Below are 16,251 nucleotides of genomic sequence, written 5' to 3' on the forward strand. Positions count from 1 at the left end.
TGAAATAGATAAAGACAGTGATAAAATGATAGTAGTAAAATAGAGTAATTTTAAGTGAAGGGATAAATAATTTAAAATGAGAATAAATAAACTTCTTAGCAATCATGGTATTTGTTCCAGAACAGATGCCAATAGACTTATCGTGGAAAATAGAATAATAGTAAATGGGAAGCTTGCAACGCCTGGTCAGTGGGTGGAAGAAGAGGACATTATTCTTATTGATAATGAGCCTATTCCAGTGAAAGATAAAATATATGTTGCACTAAATAAACCAGTGGGAATTACCTGTACTGCAGAAAAGACAGTGCAAAGCAATATAATTGATTTTATGAATTATCCAGAATATATATTTCCAGTTGGTAGACTGGACAAAGCATCGCAAGGGCTAATACTAATGACCAATGATGGAGACATAGCAAATAAAATCTTAGAATCGGAAAATGAACATGAGAAAGAATATATAGTAAGGGTGAATAAACCTTTTGATGATGTTTTTATAAAAGGAATGTCTGAAGGAGTGCAAATTTGTAATGTTACCACAAGGCCTTGCAAGATTAGCAGAGTAAGCGGTGATACTTTTAGAATTATTTTAACTCAGGGACTAAATAAGCAAATTCGCAGAATGAGTAGTGCTTTTGGATACAAAGTTGTGAGACTAGAGAGAATTCGAATTATGGATATAAAGATTGAGGGAATAGATAATGGCAATTGGCGTTACCTAACAGATAAGGAGGTAATAGAATTAAAAAATGGATAAAAGTATTAAGTTATTTTTGCTTTTGTTAAATGAAATTTTTATAATCCTTGACTAAAATATATATAAAAGAAAGATACTATATTGAATAATTATATCGTTTAGGAGGATTATAGATGAAAAGATTTGTTTGCACTGTATGTGGATATATCCATGAAGGAAATGAACCGCCAGCCATATGTCCAATTTGTAAGGCTGATTCCAGTAAGTTTAATGAGGTGAAAGATGACTTAACATGGGCAGATGAGCATAGAATTGGAGTGGCAGCAGATGTTGATAGTGAGATTATAAATGACCTAAGAGCCAACTTTATAGCTGAATGCACAGAAGTAGGTATGTATCTTGCTATGTCAAGGCAGGCAGATAGAGAAGGATTTCCAGAGGTTGCAGAGGCTTATAAAAGGATTGCTTATGAAGAAGCCGAGCATGCATCTAAGTTTGCAGAGATGTTAGGTGAAGTGGTAAAACCTAGTACTAAAGAAAATTTAAAGGCGCGAGTTGAGGCTGAATATGGAGCTTGTGTTGGAAAGAAAAAGCTTGCAGCTTTTGCAAAAGAAAAAAATCTTGATGCTATTCATGATACAGTACATGAAATGTGCAAAGATGAAGCAAGACATGGAAGAGCTTTTAAAGGGCTTTTAGAAAGATATTTCGATAAATAAAGATAAAGGATTCCTTAGTATGGCTACAATTGTAGCCATACTAAGGAACCCTTTATTTTTTATAAAAATTATTTTCTTATTTCGTTTTAAAAGTTGAACAATTAGTTTCTAAATATAGATTTACATTATTTCCATTGACATCTATAGACTTAGCATTGCAGAGGTCATTAGAGTTATAGGTGCAGGTACCTACATTACAGGTAATTGCGCTACACTGGTTACCATTTTCATTAATATTATTTGTAAGATCGCTATAGATTTTTGAATCTAAAAAAGAAGCACAGCTAGTATCGCAATCTTTTTTAGCACTTTTTCCACCAACATTAATTATGTTAGCAAAACAGGTATTTTCATCATTATGAGAGCAATTTGAAACGCTACAATTAATTCTTGCCATTACATCTCCTCCTTAGGCATCCTCAAAAAATAACAAGTTAGTTTGCTAGTCTTTTTTTCAGATTCCACAATATATCTACTAAGAAGTTTAACCAAAAATAAAAGAAAATATTTATATTAAAGATTTTATTATTACTTAAGAAAATAGAGTTGTAGTTAATAGTATTTATACTGTATCTAAATAATAAACATTCCCTTATGGTAAATTTTTTGATAAACTAGGAAGTGTAAAATACAGGAGGTACTAGAAATATATGCAGAAAAAATTAAATATTAATAAAACTATAATTACAGTAATTGTTTTAAATATAATTCAAATTATGACCATTTTAGGTGTGGTATTATACAATTATTTCAATGAAAATCTTATGAACTTTCAAGAAAAGTTTAATAACGGTGAATTGATTATATATGTATTAATAATTCTCGGGGTTATTAACAGTTTTTTTGTTATCAAAGATATTAGTTCTTTAAATGAACATAACATTGAGTACAGTATGTTAAAGGATACTTTGGGACAGTTAGAAAACTTAAATAAAACCCTTAGAGGGCAAAGGCACGATTTTATGAATCATTTACAGGTAGTATATAGTTTGATGGAAATGGAAGAATACGCTGAAGCCACAGGATATATTGAAAAGGTATTTACAGATATTCAAAGGATAAACAAGGTATTAAAAACCTCAAAGCCTGCAGTAAATGCACTGCTTCAAGCAAAAATAGACTATGGAGAAAAAAGAGGAATTAAAACAGAAATTTTAGTAACCTCTGCACTAGAAGATTTATTGGTGCCAGCCTGGGAATTTTGTAGAGTTCTTGGCAATATTATTGATAATGCTATTTATGCACTTCAAGAGGGCGGCGAAAATAAAAATATTAAAATTGAGCTATTTGAGGATTTAAAGACCTATAGGTTTAGGATTAAAAACAATGGTCCTAAGATTTGCGAAGAATGGATTAATAGAATTTTTGACACTGGAGTTACTACAAAGGGAGAAAAAGGAGAGGGAATGGGATTATCTATTGTAAAAGATATTCTCCTAAAATATGAGGGTGATATTGAAATGTTTAGTGATAATGAGGTTACTATTTTTGAAGGGTGGGTTCCACGATAAAAAGTATAACACTGTAAATGTGACATTTTAGACAAGCGTATGTATCCTTTAGCAATTATCTATTCTTTTTAGAACATAGAAAATGTATAGTAGTGTCATAAGGAAAATATATAAATTTTTAAGGGGGTGGTTATATGGAATTAACAAGTTTTTTATCCAATATAAGTGGTGTTGCTATTATGTGTTTTGCATTTGGGTTTATATTTGTGATTATAGAGATGTTTCACCCAGGGTTTGGGATACCGGGAGTTTTAGGGGCAATACTTCTTATTGCAGGGGTAGTATTCACTGCAAATAGCGTTATCGAGGTATTGGTACTTCTGGGCATTATAATTGCAATACTTGGAGTAATGCTTAATTTTGTTTTGAAATCTGTAACAAAGGGACGTCTTTCAAAAACTCTTATATTGCATGAAACACAAAACAAGGAAGATGGATACATCGGAGCAGAGGATTTGGAATACTTTGTAGGCCAAGAAGGCGTTACATTAACAGTTTTAAGGCCCTCAGGTATTGCAGAGATAAATGGAATAAAAATGGATGTAGTTTCAGAAGGGGCATTTATTACTGAGAACACTAAGGTTAAAATCATAAAAGTAGAAGGGCGAAGGATTGTTGTAAGAGTAATTACTGAAAGTAAAAGTATTCACTGAAAACAAAAGTAAATAATGATATATTAATTAGTATTATTTAAAAATAGAGGGGGTAACATTATGGATAGTAATATTGCTATAGTTATTATTATAGGAGTTATAGCGTGTTTTGTAGCTTTGTTTTTAAGTCTTGTTCCAGTAGGATTATGGATTTCAGCTTTAGCTGCAAATGTAAAGGTTAGTTTTTCAACTTTGATAGGTATGAGACTCAGAAGGGTTTCACCTAAGAAGATTGTGCTACCATTAATAAAAGCAACAAAGGGTGGAGTCGAAGTAAGTGTAAATCAATTAGAAGCTCACTATTTAGCTGGAGGCAATGTAGAAGCAGTCGTAAATGCACTTATTGCATCTCATAGAGCAAGTTTGGATTTGCCTTTTGAAAGAGCAGCAGCTATTGATCTTGCAGGTAGAGATGTACTTGAAGCAGTAAAAATGAGTGTAACACCAAGAGTTATTGAAACACCGAATGTTTCTGGAGTTGCAAAGGATGGAATTGAACTTTTAGCAAAGGCAAGAGTGACAGTAAGAGCTAATTTAAATAGATTAATAGGTGGATCGGGAGAAGCAACAGTGCTTGCTAGGGTTGCGGAAGGCATAGTAGCCACAGTTGGTACTGCAAATTCTCACAAGGAGGTTTTAGAAAATCCAGATGCCATATCTAAAACAGTTCTTGCCAAAGGGCTAGATGCAGGTACTGCTTATGAAATATTATCTATTGATATTGCAGATATAGATGTTGGGAGAAATATCGGTGCCCAACTTCAGACACTTCAAGCTGAGGCTGATAAAAATATTGCTCAAGCAAAAGCGGAAGAAAGAAGAGCTATGGCAGTAGCAAAAGAGCAAGAAATGAGAGCGGCAGTAGTAGAAGCCGAGGCGGAAATTCCAAGAGCTTTAGCGGAAGCATTAAGATCAGGTAAACTGGGAGTTTTAGATTATTATGATATGCAAAATGTGATATCAGATACAAATATGAGAGAATCTATTTCAAAGGGTAGTAAAAATAAAAAGCAAGAAAATATCAATACAGCACCTAAGAATATCGAGGAGTAGAAGCTATGTTTAGATCTATTAACAATGGAGAACCAATAGAAATGGACGCAGAAGAGACTAGAAAATCACTATCAATGGAATATGAGAGGTATACTAACCTAACTACGATTAAAAATGAAAGTCCTAAAGCAGCCCAGGTGGAAGTAGAAAAAGAAGAATTATCATATTTAGATTTAGATTTCAAAGAAGAAAACATTGTGAAAGCAATTGTGTATTCTGAAATATTTGGTAAACCAAAGTCGAAGAGAAGGAAACGGTGATTACTGTTGGAATTTAAAGTGTTAATAGGAGACGATGAAGAGGGCATGAGAATGGTCCTTAGAAAAGCCATTGAAAAAGTAGAAGGATTTAAATTGATAGGGGAGGCAGCTGATGGTGAGGCTGTCCTCACCTTTGTTGAAGAATCAAGACCACAAGTCGTATTTCTAGATGTGGAAATGCCAAAACTTAACGGGATAGAATGCGCAAAACGAATAATAGATGTAAACCCTAAAACTATAATAGTTTTTGCTACTGCACATGCTACCTATATGACAGACGCTTTTCAACTTTATGCTTTTGATTATCTTGTAAAACCTTTTAAATTAGATAGGGTTTACCAAACTTTAAACCGTATTAAAACACTAAATGGTGAGGAAGATAAGGAGGTAATGCACAAAATAATACGCCATGAAAATGGTCTAAATAAAATACTAATTAAAAATAAAGAAGGTATAAGTTTTGTAGATACAAAAGATATAGTTATTATTCAGAGAGAGGATAGAAATACGGTTATTTATACTGTAGATAATAGTTATATCACCTCTGAAGCATTAAGTGAATTAGAAGAAAGACTAGATAAAAATCAATTTTTTCGAAGTCATAAATCTTATATTATAAATCTTTCTATGATTTATAAAATTTATCCTTATGGTAGATGGACTTATGTGATAAAACTAAAAAATACTGATAAAGATGCTCTTCTTACCCACCTGCGGTACGAGGTTCTAAAAGACATATTTAGCTTATAGTGAAAAAGCAGCATAGGAAAATACGCCTATGTTGCTTTTATATTATAAAAGAATATTTTTTTCAAAAATTTAAAATAAGTTAGCAACTTTATATATTTGAAATACGTACTATAGTATATAGAAAAACATATTATGGTATTAATAGTGGCGATTTGATAAAATATATTGGATAATTAGTAATTTATACGAATTTCGCACAGTGAGTGTGACTTTGTAAAGGTGGTTGTTCTATGAAATTCATAAAGAAGAGTTTGATTTTTTTCTTAAGCCTTGCATTGATTATAATTATAAACGTAGCAATGGGTATAAGCTCAATTAGATTTGGAGTGTTTCCAAGAGTACAGAGTTATTTAGTCACAACTGCCATGGTTACTATGAGACATCAATATATAGCAAATATTGTAGCTAGTGACGCTACTATTAATAAAATAATGGAGGCTAATACAGTGGCAACAATTAGTGAAGGTACTAATAAAGACAATATAACAATAATTGATGAGCAGCCAGAGGTGGAGGAGGTAGCAGAGGTAGCGAATTTATTTAAAGATAAGGACAAACAAGATGTAAATATAACTAATATAAATAGTGATAAGTTCAAAGGTTATATACTTACTGTTAGTAATCCTAAAAAAATAAAATTAGCGGTCACAAAAGATCTAGGAGAATACGGAACAAACTTAAATGACTTAGTTAAGCAGGAAAATGGTATAGCAGGAGTTAATGCCTCAGGATTTGTAGATGTTGATGGAAAGGGTAATGGTGGAGTACCTACAGGCATAATTATAAAAGATGGAGAAATATTATATTATGAGAAGGGCTTTAAAACCTATAGTCTTATAGGGTTTGATAAAAATGGCATATTGACTTTAGGTAATTACACTATAAAGCAAATGAAAGATTTAAATATACAAGATGGGATATCCTTTGGCCCATTTCTCATAGTAAATAATAAACCAGCAAATATATATGGGGATGGAGGCTGGGGTATTAATCCTAGGACTGCCATTGGTCAAAAGCAAAATGGCACAATTATTTTTGTTGTAATAGATGGAAGGCAATTAAACTCTATAGGTGCTACAATAAAAGAGGTACAAGATATAATGATAACAGAGGGTTGTGTTAATGCTGCTAACTTAGATGGTGGTTCATCTTCGGTTATGTACCACCAGGGTAAACTTATAAATAGTCCAAGTAGTAAGTATGGAGAGAGGCCTCTTCCAAGTGCTTGGATAATAAAATAAATAAATATAATTTAAATTCATTTTAAATTAAGTGCTTTTAAACTAATCAATGTGGTATAATAAAAATAATGCAGTAAAAGTAAACATGCGTATTATAGAGAGAAACTCGAATATTAATTAAAAATCAGGGAAATATTAAAGTTATACGCAACTTTAAATCCCTTATAGAAATCTAAAAGAAATAACATGTCAAAAATGTAACTGACTAGTTGTTTTTTTGAAGATTCTTAAATAGAAGAAAGAGGTGTCCTATTATAAATAAGGAAAATAAAAAAGAACAAACTAAAGTTGAGATTAAATCAAACAAACACCAAACACTAGAAGAAGTTACAATTTTAAAATTAGTTAAAAAAGATGGAACAACTATTGATGGTAAAATAGATACACAGGATTTAAAAAAAGTATTAGAAAAAGGTCTTTGGTTTGCTGAATGGAATAAAGATCTTAATAATTACTTAGCACAAAATTTAGGTACTTATTATATTGAAGAAAAAAAATATAGAAGAAAGCAAAGTCTTCAATCTTTTATATTAGATGTTCATCCAAAAGCACCTGTTAGACATATCAATGGAGATTCTCTAGATAACAGAAAATCTAATTTAGAAGTATATAATCAAAATACAATTAATGACTATGAAGCATTAGATGAAGAAACTGTTGCAGTAATATTAAGAGATAGATATGGTAAAGAAAGATCAAGGACTTTCATTGATAAAGAAGACTTAAATAGAGTAGTAAACAATGGATATACATGGGTTCTATTTAAGAAAGATACAGAACCTTATGCTATAGCAAATACTCCTGAAGGAAAAATTTTCTTGAATAGATATATAATGGGTACAGCTGAAGATATGGTTACTCATCCTATAAATCTTAATACATTAGACAATAGAAAAGCTAATTTAGAAAATAAAAGAGCAGATTTAGAATTTGTTAAACCAGGCGAAGAAGCAGAAACAGAAAACTAAAAAGCATTATAAAAGCAGTGTAGAAGATAGTTCTATACTGCTTTTATTTATTCGGGCTCTGAGGAACTTTGATTTGAAATTGATTTGTTTTGCCCATAATATAAGCCAGATTAATTATAGATTTTTCATCTTCAGTCATTTCTCTTTTGAACATTTTTTCGAATTGTTTAAATAAATTACAAGTATCAAGTTTGTAATTTTCAGTATCTGGTCTAGTCACCCTTGTGTTTTTATGAGGATTATAAATTCTAGTTTTAATTTCACTGCTATAAATTTTCTTGAAAACTTCGGCTGTATAGAATGCATCATTATAAGCATCATGAAACTCATTTTCAATAGGCACGCCTAATAGCTCAGCTGCATTACCTAGTCCAATATTAATTCCTTTTTTGCAATTAAGTTTCCTAGAAGTGTAAGATTGGATGTTTATGTAATCGGTGGGTACTATGGTTGCATCTAATTCATGATACTCTATATTACGAAATAGCTCTTTTATATCTGCTACTCCCCATACACATAATACACTGGAATCGGTTTTGATAAATTCTGTAAATTCAGTATACATTTCTTTGAAAGATTTGCCAGTATCCAGTATCTCCATTGTTAGCCCAGTAAGTTCTTTTACAAAAGGATTAAGGGTAGTATATATTTCAGGTTTTACTAGTATATCTAGAGCCCCAATTGTTTCAAAATTTTCATTTAGTTTTACTGCACCTATTTGAATTATTTCAAAAGGGCATTTAGGGTTTGTTATGCTTTTAGTTTCTTTTGCAAAGTTGAAACCTTGATTAAATTCTAAATCAAATACTATATAATTCATTAAATTACCTCTAACCTTTTTTATTTTTTTAATACCCATTATATAGTATATCATTTATGTGCATAAAAAACACTTACACGGGTTCTATAGTTTAACGACATTTCAGAAGAAAGTCTCCTACTTCTATAGGTGGGGGTCTAAATCTCCTTCTGAAGTCGTTAATATTGCAGCTTCGCAGAAGATGATTTAACGACATTTTAGCACCGCAGGGGATGATTTAACAAAAAATTGAACAATCTGTATAAAGTAGTTTATAATATAGATAGTATGTATATTATATTTTATAGCATTTTGTACATATTGGGCTAATGGCATTATTCGTAATGGAATAATTGCCTAATTACGAAATAAAAAAATTGATTAACATACAGTAAATTATTGAACATAAGAGAGGAAGTTTTATATATGGGAAAAATATTAGTTTTAGCAGAAAAACCCTCCGTTGGAAAGGAACTGGCAAAGGTCTTGAATTGCAGTCAAGGCGGAAATGGGTATTTAATGGGACAAAAGTATATTGTAACTTGGGCACTAGGACATCTTGTTACACTAGCTGGTCCAGAGGATTATGATCAAAAATATAAAAGTTGGAAAATGGAAGATCTTCCTATGTTACCAAAGGATTTAAAATTGGTAGTTATTAAAGAAACTTCAAAGCAATATAAGATTGTGAACGAACTTCTTAAAAGAGCTGATGTAGATGAACTTGTTATAGCCACAGATGCAGGACGTGAAGGAGAATTGGTTGCTCGTTGGATCATTCAAAAAGCAGGATTTAAAAAACCAATAAAAAGGTTATGGATTTCCTCACAAACTGAAAAAGCAATAAAGGATGGATTTGCCAATCTTAAACCTGGAAGAGATTATGAAAATCTATTTTGGGCAGCACAATCAAGAGCAGAAGCAGATTGGTTAATAGGACTCAACGTTACTAGAGCACTAACTTGTAAATATAATGCTCAATTGTCAGCAGGAAGAGTTCAAACACCAACCTTAGCACTTATTGTTGATAGAGAAAATGAAATAAAAAAATTCGTTGGAAAAGATTACTGGACAGTAAATGGTAAGGTAAATAATTTTACAGTAAATTGGTCAAGTAAAAATGGAGAATCACGTACCTTTGACAAGCAAAAGGCAGAAGATGTAGTTGCTAAGGTGAACAACCAAATGGGCACCGTGGTAGAAGTAAATAAGGCCTCTAAAAAAGAGCTTCCTCCACTGGCATATGATTTAACAGAGCTTCAAAGGGATGCAAATAGAAGATTTGGCTATTCTGCAAAGCAAACTCTTAATTTAATGCAGAGACTATATGAAAATCATAAACTATTATCTTATCCAAGAACAGACTCTAGGCATCTTACTACGGATATAGTAGCTACACTACTTGATAGATTAAAAAGTATAGCGGTAGGACCCTATGAAAAAGCTGCTAGAAATATAATAAAAGGTAGAATAAAGACTACAAATAGACTTGTGGATAATAGTAAGGTTTCAGATCATCATGCTATAATTCCAACAGAGCAACATGTGGATTTATCAAGCTTAAACAAAGAAGAAAGAAGTATTTATGACTTAGTTGTAAAAAGATTTTTAGAAGTTCTAAGCCCAGCTTTCGAGTATGAGCAAACTACAGTAAAAATAGATGTAAAGGGTGAAAGTTTTTCTGCAAAAGGAAAAATAGTTAAGTCAAAGGGCTGGAGAGAAATAAGTAGCTCAGATGATATGGAAGATAAAGATCAGTCTCTTCCACCAATAAATAAGGGGGAAGCAGTTAAACTTACCTTGGCTCGCTCTGTAAATGAAAAGACAAAGCCACCAGCTAGGTATAATGAAGCAACGCTGCTTACAGCTATGGAGCATCCAGGAAAAGATATACAAGATGAGAGCCTAAGGGAAGCCTTAGATAACACCTCAGGACTTGGAACTCCTGCAACTCGTGCAGATATAATTGAAAAATTATTTAACATCTTTTATATGGAGAGACGAGGTAAAGATATTTTCCCAACCTCAAAAGGAATACAGCTAATAGACTTAGTTCCAGAAGAATTAAAATCTCCAGAGCTTACTGCTAAGTGGGAAAAACAGCTTCAACTTGTAAGTAAAGGAAAAGCGAATTCTATGAATTTTGTAAAAGAAATGAGAGAATACGCTTCAAAACTTGTGAAGACCGTTGCAGCTTCTGGCGAAGTATACAAACATGACAACGCTACAAGAGTTAAATGTCCTGAATGTAGCAAGTATCTTCTTGAGGTTAACGGCAAGAGGGGTAAAATGCTGGTATGTCCAGATAGAGAATGTGGATATCGTAAGGGTGTTTCACAGGTTTCAAATGCACGTTGCCCTACTTGTCACAAGAAAATGGAGATTAGAGGGGATGGAGACAATAAAATTTTCGCTTGTGGGTGTGGCTATAGAGAAAAACTTTCAGCCTTTACTAAGCGTCGCGATAAAGAAAAAGGTGCTTTAGATAAAAAGGATGTTAGTAGGTTCCTTAATCAGCAGAATAAGAATGATGAACCAACTGGTAATTCTGCCATGGCGGAGGCTTTTGCTAAGTTTAATTTAAAATAGTAGGGAAAAATAGCATGGTGTATAAGTGGGGGCTTATACATCATGTTATTTTTATTTGTTGGTAAATAATTATTAAGATAAATCTAAGGTTTTTTTAATTTGTTTTTAATATTAGAATTATATAATATAAAACAGGGGAATTTTTATAGACACATTTAGTAAAGATAAGAGAAAAAGGGGAATGAAGGAAATGATATCATTAGTACAAAGATTTGATAGCTCAATATTATTGTATATAAAAGATAATATGCATGGAATTATCATGGATAAAAGTATGGCTACATTAACGTACTTAGGTAATGGAGGAATAATATGGATTATAATAGTGGCCATACTCATGGTTAATAAAAAATATAGAAAAATAGGTTTTATGGCTTTAGGAGCTTTAATACTAAGTACAATTTTAGGAGAAGAAATACTGAAAAATGTAGTTAGGCGTATAAGGCCATCAGAAGGTATCCCGGCCTGGGATCTTTTAATTGCAAAACCTTTATCCTATTCATTTCCCTCAGGACATACTACTTCCTCATTCGCGGTGGCAGGAGTACTCGCAAAATATTTTAAACGTTATGCATTTGGATTTTTAGGTTTAGCATCTTTGATAGGATTTTCAAGGTTATATTTATATGTGCATTATCCTACTGATGTTTTGGCAGGTATAGTTTTAGGGCTTATGTGCAGTGGGATAATAATTTACTTGTTTGGTAAAGCAAACAATAATATTAAAGCTAGAATATAAGAAAACATTCCTTGCACAAGTCAAAAAGAGAGTATGTGAGTCATTACTTTGTATTACGATAGTTGTTCATATATAATAGTATTTACTGCTAGTGATATATATAATTTTAAATTAAGTGAATATATGATAAAATGTAAATTGTAATTGCAGTCATACAAGATTATTTAGCACATGAGTTTCAGTGTTAAATCCAATATTCATTCAAACTGAATACCCAAGTGATGTTTATGCGGGATATATTTTTGGCGGAGTTTGGTTGACTATAAATATTATTATAAAAGAAAGTGGGTTTTATTATAGGCATTTTAGTTTTATTAACAGTTATTTCCCCTTATACGAACATAATACCAGCCATATACATGGCATATATGGTGTTGTTTAGAAAAGTGAGCATACACAAAAATCACTGGAATATAGGGCTTGGTTTACTATTTATCTGGTCTTTGATAGTAGGTGCTGCAAATTATAGTTTTACATCAATTGCTGCGTCTTTTGCTCTCTTTATGTATCTATGCATTAGTGTCTTTTTACAAGATTATTGTCAAAATGAAAATAAGGTAGAAAAGATATGCAGGTATTTAGTGTGTTTTTCATTGCTATCAGCGATTTTCGGAATTATTGAGAAAGTTATATATGTGTGTTTTAATTATAATATTTGGGCGAAATTTCTTGAAATTACGTCTCAGCCAGTATTTAATGACAGAATATATAGTACCTTTGGAAACCCAAATGTAGCGGGGAATTGGTTTGCTATAATGATTCTTTTAGGGCTTTATTTCTGTAGAACTACATCTAAAACCACAAAATTATTCTATCGAATAGCAACATTTTGTTTTATTATTGCATTGTATTTAACGGCGTCCCGTGGTGCTTTTATGGGGCTATTATGTGGACTTTTTATTTTTTATCTCCTTAAAGGTAATAAAAAAGATAGGTGGCTGTTTATAACAATATTTATACTTACAGCTGTAGTTACATTTATGCCATCACAGATTTTAGAAAATGTAATTGGCCATAATTTGGATGGTTCATTTACTAGTCGTTTTGGAATATGGAATGGATGTTTAAAAATGATAAAGCTTAAGCCTATTATAGGTTGGGGGCTTATGGGAATTACAGACCATGGAGCATATTTTATGAAAGGTTATTATTATGCAACATTATACCATGGTCATAATATTTACATTACTATTATGACTTCACTTGGAATTGTTGGGCTTTCTATATATGCTTATATTAAGATTAATTTATTCCGGAATTTAAAGATACTTCATGCACAAGATTGTAAGTTGGCTCCAATGCTAGCAGGCATTCAAGCCATAATAATCGGGCATGGTTTGGTTGATTTTACAATGATTGCACCACAAACTGGGTTATTATTTATAGCTAGTTCAGCCATAATAACTGCTCTTGCAAAACAATATAATAATTCATAGGCCAATGGTTATTTAAATGATTTTTCAAAGGAAGAGAAGTGGTGAGATATGAGATTAGATAAATTTTTAGCAGAATCAGACATTGGAAGGAGAAAAAAGGTTAGGACTTATATCAAAGATGGTATGGTGAAGGTAAATGGAGACGTGATAACAGAACCTGCCATAGAAATTAACGAAAGTTCTGATGTTGTTGAGTATCTTGGCAAAGCAGTTGCTTATACTGGAAAAGTATATTATATGTTTAATAAACCTAGAGGTTACATTACTGCAAGAAAGGATGCAATTAATAAAACAGTATTTGATTTTTTTGATAATGTTAATATGAATGGAGTATTTCATGTTGGAAGGTTAGACAAAGATACAGAAGGATTATTGCTCCTTACCAATGATGGTGATTTTGAGCATCAATTAATGTACCCACAAAAGCATGTTGAAAAAACTTATTTTTTTTGGGCTTTGGGTTCTTTAGACGAGCAAGATCGGGAGCAATTAGGGCAAGGAATTTACATGGGGAAAGATGAAATGATAACGAAACCTGCAAAAATAGAAGTTCAAAAATCTGGAATGTATAAAGAGTTTAAACATGAGATGCCTATTGATAATTTATGCAATATAGATTCAAATCATTATAATCAGTCAGTTGTCTCTGGATATCTTACTATTTCAGAGGGGCGTAAGCACCAAGTGAAGCGGATGTTAAAGGCAGTGGGCTGTTATGTGGTTTATTTAAAGAGGGCTTCCATTGGAGGATTATTCTTAGATGAATCATTGAAAAAAGGTCAGCATCGATTCTTAACAGAAGTGGAGATTCAAAAGGTATTGGGAAAATAACATGATGTATAAGTGGGGCGCTTATACATCATGTTATTTTTATTTCATGGTAAATTTATGGTATAATGTACTAATTAAGTAAATTAGAATTTGCAAAGAATAATTTATAATAAACTATATTTGTAGAAAAGGAGTAATTAGAATGATGAGTGGGACAGGTAAATGGAGTTTAAAAGAGCTTTATTCTTCTTTTGAAGGAGCAGATTTTAAAAATGATGTTAAATTATTTGAAGAACTTATTAAGACCTTAACAAATTGGAGCAAAAACAACTTGAATAGCTATGAAGATATTGCCCACAAGTTAGAGTGCTATGTAGATAAAATGGAGGAGTTTCGCAGGATATATAGTAGAATAAGCGCCTTTTGCAGTTTAAGTATTTCAGCAAATGCAAGTAACTCTAGCGCAAAAAAATATTTAAGCATGATAGATAAAATGGAAACTAATCTTACAGAAGTTGAAGTTAGCGTCACAAAATGGATAAGCGATATGGAAGATTTAGATAGCATTATAAATTCTTCTGGTAAGCTAAAAGGGTATGAGTTTTATTTTAAGGAAATTAAGACAAAAAGCTCTCATATGTTAAGTCATCAGGAAGAAATTTTAATAGCGAAAATGCGGTTAACAGGTTCAAGTACTTGGTCAAAGTATAGAAATCACATAACTGCCAGCCATAAGGTAGAAATAGAGTTAGATGGTAAAATTCAAAGTATAGGTATAAATGAAGTTAAGAACATGCAGTTTTCAAATGAGGGAGAACTTAGAAAGAAAGCTTATTTCGCAGAAAGAAAGAGCAATGATAAAATTGCGGAGGGGGTACTTGCAGCGTTAAATGCTATAAAAGGTGAAGTAATTACTTTAAGTGAAATTAAAAAATATAAATCACCTCTTCACAGAACCTTAGAAAATTCTAGAATGGATGAAGAAACTTTAAATGTTATGATTCAGGTTATGGAGGAAAATTTACAAGAATTCCAAAGATATTTTTTAAAGAAAGCTGAGTTACTAGGACATAAAGGCAAACTACCATATTACGATATTATGGCTCCTGTAGGCAATAAAAATATGGAATATACATTTGAAGAAGCAAGAGAATTTATAGTTAAGCATTTTAGTTCTTTTTCAGAGGAAATGGGAGAACTGGCAGTAAAAGCATTTGATAATGGATGGATAGATTGGGGCGTACGCCAAGGAAAAAGAGGGGGAGCTTTCTGCAGAAATTTACATTGTATAAAGGAAAGTAGAATTTTATGTAGCTATAATAATAACTTTAAAAATGTATGTACCTTAGCACATGAACTTGGACATGCTTATCATGGAATGATGCTTCAAAAGGAAAGTGTTTTAAATTCATCATATCCAATGCCACTTGCAGAAACTGCATCGATTTTCAGTGAAACCCTAGTAAGAAATGCAGCGCTAAAAACAGCGGACAGGGATAAAGCTCTCTCGATTTTAGGTACAGATCTTGTGAATTGCAGTTCTGTAATTGTAGATATTTATGCAAGATATATTTTTGAAAAAGCTGTATTTGAAAAAAGAAGTGAAGGGGAATTATCATTAGAAGAAGTAAAAGATTTAATGATATGGGCGCAAAAACAAGCTTATGGAGATGCCATTTCTGAGGAGACATTAGATCCATTTGCATGGATTCATAAAAACCATTATTACTATCCAGATGCAAATTTTTATAACTTCCCATACGCTTTTGGATTGTTATTTTCAAAAGGACTTTATAATATGTACTTAAATGAAGGTTCTTCATTTGTGAAAAAATATAATGAATTATTGTGTATAACAGGTAAATCTACTATATATGATGTTGCAAAATCAGTTGATATAGACATACATGATAAAGAATTCTGGAGAGGTTCTATGAATATTGTGAAAAAGGAAATAGAGGAGTTCTGTAATAGCTAAGTAACTGTAATATTAGCAATATAACTAGAATATCTAAACTAGAATTAATTCAAGAATTCTAGCTTAGATATTTTGTATTGAAATTTT

At 31.8% G+C, this 16,251-nt stretch carries 16 protein-coding genes; 14 read left to right on the top strand and 2 right to left on the bottom strand.

Translation table 11 applies throughout. The annotated features are described in order from the left end of the window. Window positions 1-76 precede the first annotated feature (76 nt). Together G9F70_RS01210 and G9F70_RS01215 are read left to right on the top strand one after the other, a co-directional pair. Window positions 77-757, top strand: a complete 681-nt coding sequence (locus tag G9F70_RS01210; protein WP_164946565.1) for a pseudouridine synthase — start codon at window positions 77-79, stop codon at window positions 755-757. Between the two features lie 113 nt (window positions 758-870). Beyond that, window positions 871-1,416: an NADH peroxidase gene (locus tag G9F70_RS01215; RefSeq protein WP_164946566.1), complete on the top strand. Its 546-nt coding sequence runs from the start codon at window positions 871-873 to the stop codon at window positions 1,414-1,416. A gap of 76 nt (window positions 1,417-1,492) precedes the next feature. Here G9F70_RS01215 and G9F70_RS01220 read toward each other — a convergent pair whose 3' ends face one another. Then, on the bottom strand, window positions 1,493-1,813 hold the full coding sequence (locus tag G9F70_RS01220; protein ID WP_164946567.1) for a DUF1540 domain-containing protein: 321 nt from the start codon (window positions 1,811-1,813) through the stop codon (window positions 1,493-1,495). A 253-nt stretch (window positions 1,814-2,066) separates the two neighbouring features. Here G9F70_RS01220 and G9F70_RS01225 point away from each other — a divergent pair, with 253 nt between their 5' ends. The 7 genes from G9F70_RS01225 (at window position 2,067) to G9F70_RS01255 (ending at window position 7,852) form a co-directional block, all read left to right on the top strand. After that, window positions 2,067-2,927 carry a sensor histidine kinase gene (locus G9F70_RS01225; RefSeq protein WP_164946568.1) on the top strand — a complete coding sequence of 287 codons (861 nt, stop codon included), beginning with the start codon at window positions 2,067-2,069 and terminating at the stop codon, window positions 2,925-2,927. Between the two features lie 134 nt (window positions 2,928-3,061). After that, window positions 3,062-3,580, top strand: coding sequence for an NfeD family protein (locus G9F70_RS01230; RefSeq protein WP_164946569.1), 519 nt, complete (start codon window positions 3,062-3,064; stop codon window positions 3,578-3,580). 60 nt (window positions 3,581-3,640) lie between these two features. Then, window positions 3,641-4,633, top strand: coding sequence for a flotillin-like protein FloA (gene floA / locus G9F70_RS01235; protein WP_164946570.1), 993 nt, complete (start codon window positions 3,641-3,643; stop codon window positions 4,631-4,633). A gap of 5 nt (window positions 4,634-4,638) precedes the next feature. Then, entirely contained in the window at window positions 4,639-4,893 is a 255-nt protein-coding gene (locus G9F70_RS01240) for a hypothetical protein (protein ID WP_164946571.1), read from the top strand. A 6-nt stretch (window positions 4,894-4,899) separates the two neighbouring features. Then, window positions 4,900-5,643 (top strand): LytR/AlgR family response regulator transcription factor, encoded by a 744-nt coding sequence (locus G9F70_RS01245; RefSeq protein WP_164946572.1) that lies wholly within the window; start codon window positions 4,900-4,902, stop codon window positions 5,641-5,643. A gap of 230 nt (window positions 5,644-5,873) precedes the next feature. Further along, the gene (locus G9F70_RS01250) at window positions 5,874-6,884 is read left to right on the top strand and encodes a phosphodiester glycosidase family protein (RefSeq protein ID WP_164946573.1); all 1,011 of its coding nucleotides are present in this window, start codon (window positions 5,874-5,876) and stop codon (window positions 6,882-6,884) included. Between the two features lie 818 nt (window positions 6,885-7,702). Beyond that, window positions 7,703-7,852: a hypothetical protein gene (locus tag G9F70_RS01255; RefSeq protein ID WP_224617369.1), complete on the top strand. Its 150-nt coding sequence runs from the start codon at window positions 7,703-7,705 to the stop codon at window positions 7,850-7,852. Between the two features lie 43 nt (window positions 7,853-7,895). On the opposite strand, the gene G9F70_RS01260 is transcribed toward G9F70_RS01255, so the two are convergent. Further along, window positions 7,896-8,672 carry a 3'-5' exonuclease gene (locus G9F70_RS01260; RefSeq protein ID WP_164946574.1) on the bottom strand — a complete coding sequence of 259 codons (777 nt, stop codon included), beginning with the start codon at window positions 8,670-8,672 and terminating at the stop codon, window positions 7,896-7,898. Between the two features lie 405 nt (window positions 8,673-9,077). On the opposite strand from G9F70_RS01260, the gene G9F70_RS01265 reads away from it, so the two are divergent. The 5 genes from G9F70_RS01265 (at window position 9,078) to G9F70_RS01285 (ending at window position 16,164) form a co-directional block, all read left to right on the top strand. Further along, complete coding sequence (locus G9F70_RS01265; RefSeq protein ID WP_164946575.1) at window positions 9,078-11,240, top strand: DNA topoisomerase III; 2,163 nt, start codon at window positions 9,078-9,080, stop codon at window positions 11,238-11,240. A gap of 190 nt (window positions 11,241-11,430) precedes the next feature. After that, complete coding sequence (locus G9F70_RS01270) at window positions 11,431-11,979, top strand: phosphatase PAP2 family protein (protein WP_164946576.1); 549 nt, start codon at window positions 11,431-11,433, stop codon at window positions 11,977-11,979. Window positions 11,980-12,347: 368 nt separating this feature from the next. Next, a complete protein-coding gene (locus tag G9F70_RS01275) occupies window positions 12,348-13,415 on the top strand; it encodes an O-antigen ligase family protein (RefSeq protein ID WP_224617370.1) in 1,068 nt (355 codons plus the stop codon). Window positions 13,416-13,463: 48 nt separating this feature from the next. Continuing rightward, window positions 13,464-14,246: a pseudouridine synthase gene (locus tag G9F70_RS01280; protein ID WP_164946578.1), complete on the top strand. Its 783-nt coding sequence runs from the start codon at window positions 13,464-13,466 to the stop codon at window positions 14,244-14,246. A gap of 142 nt (window positions 14,247-14,388) precedes the next feature. Beyond that, window positions 14,389-16,164, top strand: a complete 1,776-nt coding sequence (locus G9F70_RS01285) for a M3 family oligoendopeptidase (protein WP_164946579.1) — start codon at window positions 14,389-14,391, stop codon at window positions 16,162-16,164. Window positions 16,165-16,251 lie beyond the last annotated feature (87 nt).

Origin of the sequence: Clostridium sp. FP1 (assembly GCF_011065975.2) — a bacterium.
Lineage (GTDB): Bacteria > Bacillota > Clostridia > Clostridiales > Clostridiaceae > Clostridium_AD > Clostridium_AD tagluense.